The organism is Curtobacterium sp. MCJR17_020 (genome assembly GCF_003234365.2).
Lineage (GTDB): Bacteria > Actinomycetota > Actinomycetes > Actinomycetales > Microbacteriaceae > Curtobacterium.
Genome location: NZ_CP126260.1, coordinates 3460331 through 3473966 on the forward strand (window position 1 = coordinate 3460331; position 13636 = coordinate 3473966).

8 protein-coding genes are annotated in these 13636 nt (G+C 70.1%); 2 read left to right on the forward strand and 6 right to left on the reverse strand.

The window, feature by feature from the left end:
- Positions 1–25 precede the first annotated feature (25 nt).
- A complete protein-coding gene (locus tag DEJ14_RS16510; protein ID WP_111085259.1) occupies positions 26–2029 on the forward strand; it encodes a serine/threonine-protein kinase in 2004 nt (667 codons plus the stop codon).
- Between the two features lie 88 nt (positions 2030–2117).
- Here DEJ14_RS16510 and DEJ14_RS16515 read toward each other — a convergent pair whose 3' ends face one another.
- From DEJ14_RS16515 to DEJ14_RS16525, 3 genes are read right to left on the reverse strand one after another with little or no spacing between them, the layout of a single operon-like run.
- Positions 2118–6353: a type VII secretion EssC family protein gene (locus DEJ14_RS16515; RefSeq protein WP_111085260.1), complete on the reverse strand. Its 4236-nt coding sequence runs from the start codon at positions 6351–6353 to the stop codon at positions 2118–2120.
- Between the two features lie 36 nt (positions 6354–6389).
- Positions 6390–7802 (reverse strand): hypothetical protein, encoded by a 1413-nt coding sequence (locus DEJ14_RS16520; RefSeq protein WP_111085262.1) that lies wholly within the window; start codon positions 7800–7802, stop codon positions 6390–6392.
- Positions 7799–10555, reverse strand: a complete 2757-nt coding sequence (locus DEJ14_RS16525; protein ID WP_111085264.1) for a hypothetical protein — start codon at positions 10553–10555, stop codon at positions 7799–7801. The genes DEJ14_RS16520 and DEJ14_RS16525 overlap by 4 nt, the downstream gene beginning before the upstream one ends.
- Positions 10556–10807: 252 nt before the next feature.
- Here DEJ14_RS16525 and DEJ14_RS16530 point away from each other — a divergent pair, with 252 nt between their 5' ends.
- Entirely contained in the window at positions 10808–11401 is a 594-nt protein-coding gene (locus DEJ14_RS16530) for a hypothetical protein (RefSeq protein WP_111085265.1), read from the forward strand.
- 18 nt (positions 11402–11419) lie between these two features.
- Here the strand turns inward: DEJ14_RS16530 and DEJ14_RS16535 are convergent, their stop codons facing one another.
- The 3 genes from DEJ14_RS16535 to DEJ14_RS16545 form a co-directional block, all read right to left on the reverse strand.
- Entirely contained in the window at positions 11420–11860 is a 441-nt protein-coding gene (locus DEJ14_RS16535) for a hypothetical protein (RefSeq protein WP_146249740.1), read from the reverse strand.
- A gap of 717 nt (positions 11861–12577) precedes the next feature.
- A complete protein-coding gene (locus DEJ14_RS16540; protein WP_146249741.1) occupies positions 12578–12991 on the reverse strand; it encodes a hypothetical protein in 414 nt (137 codons plus the stop codon).
- Between the two features lie 180 nt (positions 12992–13171).
- The gene (locus DEJ14_RS16545; protein ID WP_146249742.1) at positions 13172–13624 is read right to left on the reverse strand and encodes a hypothetical protein; all 453 of its coding nucleotides are present in this window, start codon (positions 13622–13624) and stop codon (positions 13172–13174) included.
- Positions 13625–13636: the final 12 nt, after the last annotated feature.

A 13636-nucleotide genomic window follows, 5' to 3' on the forward strand; every position in this document is an offset into this window, starting at 1 on the left:
GGGGAATCGGGAAGTCGGGGACGCAGTGGCGCAGTACGGTCAGGGTGAGCCGCTCGGCGCGTCGTACCGGTTGGTCGAGCTGCTCGGGACCGGTGCCACCGGCGAGGTCTGGCGCACCGAGCACACCGCGACCGGCGAGCACGTCGCCGCGAAGCTGCTCCGTGCCGAGCTCGCCGCCGACCCGCAGATCGTCGAACGCTTCGTCCGCGAGCGTTCGGTGCTCCTCGCACTGCAGCACCCCTCGATCGTGGGGGTGCGGGACCTGGTCGTCGAGGGCGACCGGCTCGCGATCGTCATGGACCTGGTGCCGGGTGGGTCCGCGCGCGATCTGCTCGCATCGAACGGTCCGCTGACCCCGCGGGACGCCCTGACGATCACCGCCGAGGCGCTCGACGCCCTCGCCGCGGCACACGAACGCGACGTGACCCACCGCGACGTCAAGCCCGACAACGTGCTGCTCCAGACCGCCTGGGTCCCCGGTGCGACGGGCGATGTCCGGGTCACCGACTTCGGCATCGCGTCGGTCGTCGCCGAACGCGAGCGCACGACCACCGGGCTCCTCGGCACACCGCAGTACATGGCCCCCGAGTCGATCAGCCACGGCCGCGCCGGTCCCGCTACGGACGTCTACGGCGCCGGGGTCATGCTCTACGAGCTGCTGTCCGGCCGAACGCCCTTCGCCGGGCCCGGCACGGACTTCGCCGTGGCGTACCGGCACGTCACCTCGAACCCACCGCCGCTCGACGTGCCCGATGCGCTGTGGTCCGCGGTGTCCGCCCTGCTGACGAAGGACCCGAACAGCCGCCCGGCAGCAGCGGACGCCGCGGCGACCCTGCGGCGACTCGCCCGGTCCCTCGCCTCGGCCCCTGCGCTGGCCGCGACGAGCGATCCAGACGCGTTCGACGAGGTCGAGCGGCCGGCCACCGTGGTCCGCGGGGTCCGTCCGGAGCGCGATGCTGATCGGGATGACACCGGGGTACCAGAGGACGAAGCCCTGGCCGGGCCGGCCCCGGAACTCGGCCCCGCCGGGTCGCAGACCGTCATCCGGCCGATGGCACGACAGCCGCTGCCCACCGCCCCCGCCGCCGAGCCGGTACCGACGCGTCGGTTCGCCCGGCCCGAGTGGCTGACGAACCGTGCGCTCCTGTTCGGCGGCATCGGCGTGGTGCTCGTGGCCGCGCTCGTCGTCGGCGGGGTCGTCTGGCTGCCCGGTGCCGTGCGGAAGACGCCCGGTACCGGCACCGCGACCGCACAGGCCGCCAACGCCTACCAGCAGGACCGCCCACTGCCCACCGGCCTCGCGACCACCCGCCGCGCGACCATCGACCCGGCGAAGGGAACCGTCGACCTGCGCGTCACGTACGCGGCGCAGGCATCGGCCCTGACCGGTCCGTTCCTCGAGGTCGTCCCCGGAGCCCGCTCGGGTGCCGCGTGCCCCGCCGTCACCTGGACCGGCGAGGGCATCTCCGCGAAGCGCAACCAGCCCTCGCTGACGGGTGTCGACACCGCGTGTGCCTGGAGCCTGTCCGGGGTCGAGGTCCCCGCCGGCGGCGACGTCACGGTCGAGGCCGCGGTGCCGCTCGCCTCCGTCACGGACGGCGCGGCGCTGCAGACGTGGCTCGACGGCGTCGGCGAGGCGACCACCGCTGCCGTGACCGACGACTCCGTGCGCGGGACCGCCTACCCGGTGCAGCGGTTGCAGGGCGTCGAGGTCCGGACGCCCGACCGCACGGTGAGCCAGACGGCCCTGCCGGTGACGCTCGTGCCGGTGTGGCCGAGCGGCGCCGACGAGCTCAACCCGCTCTACCGCAGTCCCGCCACGGGACGCCCGTCGCAGATGCTCGTCGACGTGGCCGGCGGGGAGTCCGGCGTGCGGTTCGCCGACGGCTGCTCGGGGGCGTTGGCGGTGTCGTCCGACGGGCTGGTCGTCACGGCCCTGTCGGTCGCGCCGTCGTGCACGGTGCGGGCGACGGTGGGGAACTTCACGAACCTCGAGAGCTCGCCCTTCGGGATCACGACGCGCGACTGAGCGCGCTCTGGTCGTGACTACGGGTCGACCCTGCCGTCCGTGGCGGACGCGGCCACGGGCCTCCAGGCCGACGGTCTCGGCGTCTCGGTCAGCTGCCAGCAGACGCGGTCTGCACGAGACGGACGGTCCCGCCCGAAGCGGCGTAGCCGCGGCCGACGGTCAGCGCGACCGGTGCACGACGCGGGAGCGTGACACCGAGCAGCTCGCCGTCGTAATCGACGTCCGGCTGCAGCAGGACGCCACACCGGGACTTCCGGACCGCTCGGGTCCAGTGGCTGTACAGCGACCGGAGGTCAGCGGACCGGCCGGCCGCCACGACGCACAGTCCGGGGCGCTCGGTCGTGAGCAGCGTCGCGATGGCCTGGTCGCCGTCGTCGAACCGCTCCGCGTCGTCGATGAGCAGCAGGACCGGGCCGCGCTCGAGGCGGAGTCCGGCGAGGAGCGCCGGCACCTCGTCCGCACCGACGGCGACCCGGTCGAACGAAGCCGAGGCGAGCGGCGACCGACGGTCGCAGATCGCCCAGACGGCCGGACGGACACCATCGGTCGTCCGTGCGAGCTCGGCGACGGCGAGGAGCACGCTCGACTTGCCGGACCGCGCCGGGCCGGCGACGAGCACGTGTTCGCCGTCGTAGACCTCGACGGACGCCGGCTGCAGGTCGTCCTCGGCGATGCCGATCGGGATCCGCCAGGGCTCACCCGCGAACACCGCCCCGGCGCCGAGCTCGTCCACCAGCACGGCGTCTGGGAGCCGGCCGACCGCACTCGCCTTCTTCGTACCGTCCGACCGGGTCTCCGCGATCCGTGCGACGGCCTGCGCGAGCGGGATGTCCGGTGTCGCGACGTGCGACTGCAGCCGCCTGGTCGAGTCGATGAAGCGGCCGGGCACCGGCGGCGGGACGTCCTTGGGGCGGACCCCGATGGACGCGTAGTCGTACGGGTCCGCGAGGCGGAACATCCACTTCTGCGTGGTGACCTCGTCCATCGCCGACGGCACCGCCTTCGCGCGGGTCGTGGAGACCGCGAAGGAGATGCCGAGCGCCGGCCCCTCGGCGTACACCCGGTAGAGCGCGTCGAGCAGCTGCTGCCCCTCGAAGTCCTGGTACTCGTCGCGCAGGGCGGCGAGGCCGTCGATGAGCACCACGGCACGGCGCCCACCGGGTGCGGCGCGACGACGCTCGAGCTCGACGCGGAGGTGCCGCAGGAACCGCGTCTGCAGCTCCCCCGCACCCGCACCGGAGCCGACGTACGCCGTCGTGTGCGGCAGCTGCGCGAGCGGAGCGAGGTCCCCCGGACCCATGTCGAGCACCAGCAGGTCGAGCTCGTCGGGGCTCGACGCGGCGGCGAGCTGCAAGGCGATCGTCGCGAGGGCGGTGCTCGTCCCGCTGCCGGGGATGCCCATGAGCATGAGGTTGCCCTCGTCGAGGTCCCAGCCGGTGGTGACCTGGCGCTGGTGGTCCGGGTCGTCGGCGAGGGCGACGGGGACGGTTCCGGACCGCGGGTCAGTGCCCGGGCCTGGCTCGGTGAGCTCCGCCAGCTCGACGCGGTCGCCGAGTGCCTCGGGCCAGATCGGCCGCGGCGGGGCGTACCCGGCTGCCTCGTTCGCCTGCCCGATCGCCTCGATGAGCTGATCGAGGTCGGTGACGTCCGACGCGGTCGGAGCCGGTGCCGGCATCGGCGCGGGGACACCGAAGACGTCGGTCGGCCGGACCGAGACCGGCTGCTCGGCACGCTCGTCACGGGCTCGGCCGGTGACGAGGGCGGTCTGCACCGGGGTGATGTCGTCCTGCCCGAGCTTCACGTAGGCGCGGCCGGTCTGCTGTCGACCGATCCCGGCTGCGGCGGGGACACCGATGACGTTCGTCGAGTCCTCACGGCTCTGCACCCGCAGGGCGACCCGCATGTTCGTGTTCGCGAGGATGTCCTCGCTCACCACACCAGCAGGCCGCTGGGTCGCCAGGATCATGTGGACGCCGAGCGTGCGGCCGACGGCCGCGATGCTGACGAGCGACGTCAGGACGTCCGGGAAGTCCTTCGCGAGCATCGCGAACTCGTCGACGACCAGCAGCAGCCGCGGCATCGGCTCGACCGGCTTCGTCGCCAGGTAGGCATCGAGGTTGTCGATGTCGGCTCCGGCTGCCGCGAACACCCGCTGACGTCGTTCGAGTTCGGCTTCCAGTGCCCGGATCGCACGGTCGGCGAGCTGTTCGTCGAGGTTGCTGATCGTGCCGATGGTGTGCGGGAGGCGCTCACACGCCGCGAAGGCCGCACCACCCTTGAAGTCGACGAGCAGGAAGTTCAAGCGTGTCGGGTCGTTCCGCGCGGCGAGCCCGGCCACGAGGGACCGGAGGAACTCGCTCTTGCCCGAACCCGTCGTGCCGCCGACCAGGCCGTGCGGGCCGTCGCGCACCAGGTCGATCTCGAGCACACCGCTCTCCGAGGAGCCGATCGGGGTCGAGAAGCCCGTGCGGGCGTCCCACGCCGTGCGGATCCCCTCGCTCGACAACAGCTCGGGCAGGCGGACGAGCGAGGGCAAGGACGCCCCCGGCACCAGCAGTTCGGGATCGTCGAAGTGCGCCACGCTGCGCGCGCTGCGCTCAGCGGTCTCGACGCTGAGGCCGGCGAGCACGACGTCCTCGACACGGGTCCGGTCCTCCGGTCGGTACACGGTGGCTGCAGCGTCCGCACCCACGGTGATGATCGACGTGCACGCGGCGGGCAGCTGCTGCTCGTTCGTCGCGATGACGATCCCGCTCACCCGGTGTGGTCGTTCCCCTGGGCGCAGGGACTGCCCGGGCACCGAGCGGCCCTGACCGAGCAGGCTGCGGGCAGGGGCATCCCGTCCCTCGGTGAGCACCTCGGAGTCGACCACGACGAGCAGGTTCGGCGTCGGCAGCTCGTCGAGCGACTCCCGCAGGCCACGGAGCATCGCCGCGCTCTGGTCGCGCTGCGCTGACATCCAGCGGGCGCCGGTACTGCTCCCCGCCACACGCGCGTGCGGCAGCCAGGAGGCCCACCCCCAGTCCTCCGCACGGCCCGCGTCGCAGAAGACGCCCACCGTCAGATCCGCGGGACCGCAGTGCACGGTGGCCTGCGTGAGCAGGCTGCGCGCGAGGGCGAGGGCGCCCTGACGATCGCCGACGATCCCGACGACGCCGGCGTCGGACAGGTCGGCCACCACTGGGGCGGCCGTCAGGCGACTGTCGGCGATGGCGGCCTTCGCCTCGTCCTCGAGCTTCGCGGTCGCTGCACGCTGATCGACCTCGGGCCGCCAGGGAGCGTCTCCGGTGCCGGCGTGCAGGCTCAGGAAGTCCTCGTCGTCCGATCGACGCTGCCACAGCAGGGTGGTCGGCAGTTCTGCTCGCCGCACCACGGTCGCCGGGTCGGGCACGAGCTCCTGGCGGCGAGCGGCCTCGACGGCCGCGGCTTCGGAGATCTCACCGCGGAAGGACTCGACGGCTTCGGCGAAGCGGGTGTCCTCTTCTTTCAGGTTCTTCGCGCGGCGGTGCTTCTGCTCGAACCACATGCCGATCGCGGTGACCGGGGAGAGCAGGGCGAACAGCGCGAACCGCGCGTCGCCGAGCAGGAGCACCATCGCCCCGGCGAGCACCAGGGGCGCGGCGACGGTGATCCAGCTGAACTTCGAGGCCGGCGGCACGTCCTTGCGTCCGGGCGGCACGACCGTCTCGGCGTCGGAGGTCCGGCCGGCGCGTGGTGGGCGGTTGAACGGTGCCGTCGCCGCCGGGGTCAGGTTCGCCATCGAGCCGGCCGCGGGCACGGGCACCTCGTCGAGCGCCGGCCGGACGAGCAGCACGGCCCCGCCCACGATGACGCTCGTCGTCCCGGTGAGCAGGACCCCCTCGGCATCGATGCGCTCCCCGGCGATGACGGTGCCGTTCGTCGATCCCGCATCACGCACCCGGACACCGTCGTCCTCGCGCTCGACGGTGCAGTGCTCCCACGACGCGCTCTCGGTGGGGAGCACGACGTCGGCCTGCGGCGCCCGGCCGACCACGAGCTTCCGCCCGCGCGGGACCGGCACCACGAGCCCGGCTTCGAGCCCGCCGGCGAGCGTGACGGTCCAGCCGTCGGTACTGAGCGGCCGTTCGTCGGGGGTTCGTCCGATGCGGGAGCCCTCGAGCAGCACGAGGTCACGGAGCGGGGTGTCGACGCTGGTGCGGTGCCCGTCGACCGCCAGGGTGGTGCCGGGTTCGAGTGTGAGGCCGACGGCCGCGGACACGAGCTCCCCGAGTGAGGATGCGCCGGACCACCCGTCGACCTCGACCGCTTCACGTCGGTCGTCGAGCTCGATCAACAGGCGCATGCTCGCGTTCCTCTTCCGGGTCGGTGCGTGGGTGGGTCAGTCCGTGCTGGAGTCGTCGAACCAGACGAGCGACGCGGTCTGGGCAGCGTCGGTTCCGCTCCCGGTGCCGTCGCCGGACGCGGTGCTGGCCGGACGGAGACCGAGCTGCTGTGCCGACGCCGCGAGCACCGTCGCGTGTGCGCCGAGTGCCTGCTGCTTCGTGAAGTCGAGCGCCGGACCGGCGATGCCCGCATCGGCGTCGAGGTCGAGCGCAGCGAGGGCGTCGGTGACGTCCGTCGGCTCGACGGTCCGCGCCGTGCCGACGGCGCGGACCAGGGCGATGACGGCGTCGTGGCTACGCGAGTCCGCTGCGCCCGCGACCGCCGAGAACGGCTGGTCACCGGTCAGGTTCTCGGCGTCCTGATCGCCGGCGAGCACCCGGACACCGCCGAGGAAGGCGGACATCGCGCGGCCCCCGGCGTCGGAGGCGAGCGCGCGGGCGTCGTCGGTGGCGACACCGACGGTCCGGAAGGAACCGCTCAGGCTGCCGCCAGCCTCGACGAGTGCGGCGCCGAACGCCGGGCTCGTCGCATCCGGCGTGAGGACGACCGGCACCGTGACGTTCTCGGCCTGGAGCGCGGCGACGAAGGCACCCTGGCGTTCCGCGGAGCCGCTGACGACGACGGCGTCGGAGTCAGGCGCCGGGGTCTTCGCGTCGGCGTCGGCATCTGCGTCCGCGTCTTGCTCGTTGCTCGTCGCGCCGGTGCGCTCGGCGACGGTCGTGGCGAGCGCTGCGGTGTCCGCGGTGTCGTCACCGTTCAGGACGTGCGCCACCCGCAGGCCCGCCGGAGCTCCGCCGCCCAGGTCGACCAGCAGTGGAGCGTCGGCGTCGCCGAGTGCCGTCGTCATCGCCTTGCTGATCGAGTCAGCGGCCGGCGCCGTCGACCAGGAGTCCTTCTCCGCCGGTGCGTAGGGCAGGACGACCGGGATCCCCTTCGCCGCAGCTGCCGCGAGGGCGCCGGACACGTGGCTGCCCGACGAGGCGACGACGATGCCCGCGACGCCGCTCTTCGCCAGGGCGTCGACCGCGGCCGTACCCCCGGCAGCGGTCCCGCCGTCGTTCTTCGTGACGAGCGCGACGTCGGTGCCACCGAGGGCGAGCCGACGCTCCGCCACCAGCGCGCCCTGCGCCGCTTCGTTCCACTCGGACCCCTCGCCGTCTCCGAGCGTGACGATGATGCCGATCTTCGTCTTCGCCGGGACGTGTGCCACCGTGATCTTCACCGGCACGGTCGCCGACACCGCTTCGGCCGGGGTGCTGCTGCCGAACGCCCGGAACGTCAGGACGGCGGCGACGACCGCGGCCACGAGGAGCACCGCGATGCCGACGAAGAGCAGCGGACGGCGGCTGCGCGGACGCGTTCCGTCAGCGCCCTCGGTCGCAGTTGCTTCGGTCGTCTGGTCACTCATCGGTCGGCCCCGATCCGGAAGGTGTACAGCGTGGTCGACGTCGCACTGGCGGGGACCTTCAGCTGGAACGCCGGCAGCGTCGTCGCCGCATCGAGCGATGCACGGAACTGCTCCTGCTGGAGCAGGATGCCGGCGACGTCCTCGGCCCGGACGTTCGCGTACCCCGCGGCGTTCTGCGACGCCAGGGCGAGCTGGTAGTCGGCGGAGTCGGACTTCGCCGCGCTCGTGGCCATGGCGCCGAGGATGCCGGAGCCGTTGACCTTGCGGTCACCCAGGTCGAGCATCACGCGGTTGAGGTCGCCGGTCAGCAGCGTCGAAGCACCCTGCACGTCGCGCGTCGAGGCGCTCGTGCTGGCCGCGATGCGCTCGAGGCTGGACGCCGTCTGCCGGTCGACCGCGGAGGAGAGCTCCGAACCCTCTTGCTCGAGCGTGCTCTTCTGCTCGTCGATCGTGCCCTTCGAGTCCTTCGTGACCTCGCCCGAGGTGGACCGGAGGCCGGCGATCGACTTGTCGAAGGCATCCCGGACGGCCTGGTTGCTCGCGGACGCCGTGGTCGAGACCTTCCGCACCTGTGCGTCGATGGCCTCCTTGAAGGTCTCCGACGACTGGTCGGAGGCGTCCTTGAAGGTCTTCTCGACCTCGGCAGCGAGGTCGATCTGCGTCTGACGGACCGTCCCGAGCTGCGTCGCGATGACCGCCTGCGACCCGTCAGCCTTCGCGAGAGCCGCGCGAAGGCTCTCGATCGTGGAACCCACGTCGTCGTTCCCACCACGGACGGCGTCGCGGACAGCCCGGATGCTGTCGTCGAGCGCCGTGAGATCGGTCCGCAGGTCGGCGATCGCGCTGCCGATGGAGCCATCGGTCGTCGCGTCGGCGCTGGTCGAGTCGACGACTTCCTGCCAGCGCGCCGTCTGGTCGTCCAGTCGTTCGTCCATCGGGTCGGTGAACCCGAGACCGGGCTGGAGCACGGTCCCCTCAGGCGCACCGGCGCAGGGCTCGGCCGTCAGGTAGCCGCGGAGGCGATCGGCGTCGGCCTGGTCGAGCTGTCCGAGCGTCGCGAGGGCGCAGAGCTGGTCCGCGACCGCCGAGTTCTGGCGCTGCATCGACAGCGGAAACCCTGCTCCGTCGACCAGGTCACGTGCCGCCTCGGCACGGTCGTGCGTGGTCTGCACGTCCGTCGCCAGTGCGTCGAGTCGCGTGCCGATCTGGTCAGCACTCGCCGACAGCGCGCGCAGTGCGTCACCGGTGCCGCCGTCCCCACCGTCCTCGTACTCGTCCAGGGCATCGGAGATGCTGGTCAGCTGCGTGTCGAGGTCAGCGGCGCTCGCGATCGCAGCGTCGACCGTCTCCGGCTGCAACCGCGCGGCGAGCGCCTGCCCGGTGCTCACCAGTCCGATCAGCGAACCGTTGATCGCGGTGGACGACTCGTAGAGCGTGCAGGTCAGCGAGTCTCGTGCGTCCGTCGCGGCGCAGGTCGTTGCGTCCGGGGCCTTCGGGCCGACGGCAGCGGAGAGCTGCGCACTGACCTGCTGCTTGCACGCCTCGCTCGCGTCGGCGTAGCCCTCGAGCTGCGACGAGACGCGGAGCAGGTTGCCGTAGACGCTGCCGCCCGCGGTCGAGGTCTTCGGCGTCGCCGCGCACCCGTTGCCGTCGAGCACCGTGGCCGGTGCCGTCGCCGAGGTGTCGCCGAGCAGGCTGTCGAGACTCGTCGTGGTCTGCTGGAGCTGCTGCAACACGGTGGACTGTGTCGCCTTGACGGTCGTGCCGAGGTCGCCGTTCAGGGAACCGAGCTCGCCGGACAGGGACCGCATGGTGCCCGCCAGGGACGAGCTGCTCTCCTTGAGCCGCTCGGCCGTGCTGACGCCGAGGGTCTTCGACGTGGTCTCGAGGTTGGACCGCACCTCGGTGATTGTGCCGCCCGCTCGTGCGAGCACCTCGTTCACCTGCGAGATGAGGTCGATGGTGCGGCGCTGGAGCGCGAGTTCGGAGTCGCTGTCGGACCCGAACGCCGCGTTCACCACGCCGGTCGAGGACAGGTCCGTGGACAGCCCGGGCTGCGCGGCGACGTCGAACGTCGGCGCCGTGAAGTCCTTGACGTCGGCGACGAGGTGCAGCGTGCTGCTCGCGCCGGATGTCGGCGGTGCCAGCAGGCGGCCCCACTGGACGACCGCGTCCCCGTCCTCGTTCGTGCTGACGACTCCGTCCGTGGACGAACCGGAGTCAGCGGCATCGGTGACGATCCGGTCGGCCGCGGTGCCGGTGAGGACGGTCGAAGCGGCGACGCTGAAGGGCGCACCCACGAGCGCCGGCGTCGAGCGGGAGGTGCCGGCGACGTCGTAGGTCAGGTTCTTCGACGTGACCGTGAGGTTCTCGATCGTCAGGTCGATCGCGATCCGGCCCGAGTACCCGTCGAGGTCGGCGAGGTCGGTACCGGTCTTCTTCGACGTCGAGTACTGCGTCGTGATGCGGAGCGGGAGGTCACCAGCCGCCTTCGCGGGGTCGTGGTCGGTCGTCGCTGACGAGGAGTCCTTGCCCGCGACGGAGATCGCGGTGTCGGAGATCGACGTGATCGAGCCGTCCGCGGCCAGACGCGTGTCGACCGTCTGCAAGATCCGTGACGGGTCAGCCACCGGCTTGTCGTCGGACGTGCACCCGGCGAGCACCAGCGCGGCGATGCCGGTGACGGCGACCGCCCCCACGAGCCGGCGAGTGGTGCTTCGTGCTCCGGTGTTCCCGGCACGCTGGTTGATCACGGTCTTCCCCCCAAGAGAATCGTCGAGCACATCGATGCTAGTTGCTCGATGGCGTCGGGTCCGCGTCGATCGGCCGCCCTGGCCGCCCCCGTTCGGGCCACACGCCCCGACTGGAATACAACGTATCGCATCCGGCGAGTTGCGCGTTCGCCGTCCACAACCGCGCTGATACTCTGCACGCATGATCCAGGGGGACCAGGGCTTCGGGCCCATCGAACGACGACGTCCGCACGCACGACCGGGGGCAGATCGGTGACACTCAACCTCTCGCCGGTCCTCATCGCGCTGCTCGCGATGATCGCGATCCCGGCCGCCGTCAGCGCGCTCGTCCGCCGCAGCGATCGCAAGCGACCACCGTCCACCGTCGTCGGCGACGAGGCCTACGGCGTGCTCTTCACCGTCCGCGCACGCCGGTGGAACTACCTGCTGCTCCGGATCATCGGGATCGTGTTCATCGTCGTCGGCGGGTTCTTCTTCCTGGCCACGCTCAGCATGCTCGACGACCCCGACGCGATCGGGATGCTCATTGCCGGCGTCGGCATGGTGCTGTTCGGCCTGCTGTTCGTCTACCTCGGCGTCGGGCAGAAGCGCCGTCGCGTCGAGGCGTACGACTCGCAGCTGGTGGTCACTCCGATGTTCCGCGCCCCGCGGACCGTCGACCCGGCGGCGATCAAGCACATCCGGCCCACCACCAACCGGTTCGGTGGACTCGACATCAAGGTGAACGGGCAGCGCGGCGTCATCAGCGTCGTCTCCGTCGATGCGGCCTACCCGGAACTGTGCGCATGGCTCGAGCAGCGTGCGCCGGCGCAGTGGAACGAATTCGTCCGGGTCTTCGGGCGCTGACGAGCGCCTCAGCCACCCTCAGGCCGGCTCGAAGCTCTTGACGTAGACGGCCTGTCGAATCGTGTTGAGGAAGCTCCGCACGGTGAGGGAGCCCGCACCGACGTCGAACTCGTAGCGCTCGCCCGAGACGACGGTCTTGGCGAGGTCATCCTCGTTGTAACGGGTGACGCCCCGCTGCAGAACGAGTGTTCCGCAGTCCGAGGTCTCGAACACGACCTGCGACGTAGACGAACCGATTCCCTTCAGCGAGTGGGACGATCCGGCGCTGCTGTGGGCAGAGGTGACGGTACAGACCGCATGCACCCGGTTTCCTGCGTCGTACACCTTCAACGTGATCGGCCCAACGAAGAAGCCCAGCAGGGGTACGAGGACAACGACAGCGAGGACGATCGATGCCGCGACCCTGTCCCGCCGCACGCGCCTTCTCCGTGCGACTCGTTCAGCGCCGGTGTCAGTCAACCGTGACTCCGACGCCCGTCGTGCCGACAATCTGGCCAGCCGGCAGACAGTCCACCGTCCCGGCATCGGGACGGACGCGCCACGGCATGCCCGCAGCTCCCCTGCGCCAGCTCAAATCCGTACGTCTCGGGCGAGACATGCATGACGCTCAGGATCGAACGGATAGCAAACGAACCCTCACCGACACTGGAATCGTAGGGACGATCGACTTCGACGGCATTTGCAGTTTCTCGCATGTTGTCTCGAGACACCGTTTTTTTCAGAATGAGCTTACCGCACCTTACCGATGACCACCTGCGGATCAGAACTTCCGATACCGTTGGTCCCTTGACTCGACGCGATTTCGGCCTTTGCGGAGTGGACCACACAGCGCACTTCGGTCGCGTGATGACGGTCATAGGATCCAAGAATCGATGGCCCGAACCCAGAGAGCGTCACCAGGGCACCAACGACCAACGCCAACACGACGATCGCGATGACCCCACCTCGCACCACCCGGCGACGACTACGGACTCTTCCGTGCCGTAGGAAGATCTTGTCACGCACTCATCTCTCCCAATCGAATCCGTCATTAACCATTCAGTACATCGATGCCCGGCTCCTGCGCCCCGCCGCCAGCACCTGGCCGGAACGCCCTCGCGGCACTATCTGAAGTGAAGACTCGTGACCAGCTGGAGCGCTCATCGATTCGCCGCCCATCGGTGCACTGGACAAGTGCTACTCGCGCTCTCCGAAGGCTTCGAACCAGTCCGCAAAGGATTCTTTAGAGGAACCCGTCAATGTGGCAACGGGGTCCGTGGACTCAGATTCCTCAACGAGGACAACCGAGTCACCATCAATTCCCTTCATCACGGGCGCTGCCGCAGACTTCGGATCGGCACCCTCTGGCCAACAGAAATACAGGAGGGGCTCTTCGGTCACGGACTCGACCACGAGGCGCTGCTTCGCCAGGAGGGCATGGATGTCAGAGACGGCAAATGAGGCAACTCCCGCTGCGCAGGTGATCTCTATGACACGCCTGCTCCTCCCACGGCTCAAGGGGATCGCGGACAGTTGCGCTTGAACACCCTCGGTACTCCACGCCGGAGCTTTCACCGGGTCAAAATCGGAGTGCTTCAGTCTTCCGAACATGAAAAATTCCCGTTCCGTGGATTCAGGTAGTCAGCAAGCCTGCCTGGTCCGGCGATGAGGTACTTCAACGCAGGGCCCTTGTGCGCCACGATAACATCTATTGGTCGAAGCAGATTGCAAGCCACACGCTGTCGCACGGCCGCGGGAGCTTGGCATTCACATCAAAGCGACCCGCGCCCGCTACTTGCGAGCTGCCTCGAAGTCGCGCACATCCGGGGCGACCTTGAATAGCTGAAGAACCGAGCGCAACCGGTAGGTTCCCTCTCCGACTGTAAACTGGTAACGTTGCCCCACTTTCAGTTCGCCGGCTACCCGATTCACGTTGTCCGAATTGATCCCGGAGTCGATCAGCAACCGCCCGCAGTCTTTGGTCTCGATGACAACTTGACCGCCCGAACTCCCGACGCCCTTCAAGGAACGACTCGAAGTGCTCCTCGCTTTTGCTGATTCAACGGTGCATGTCGCTGTCAGTGAATGAGAATCATCGTACGCACCCAAGGCGATCGGAGCTACAAGGAATGTCAAAATCGGGACGACAACGACGAGGAAGAGCAGGAGCACGGCGATGATGCGGTTTCGAACTACACGCCGCCGGGCGACGTCCATCCCGAGACGGGTCTCCGCGTTCGGCACCGTTTTACTCTC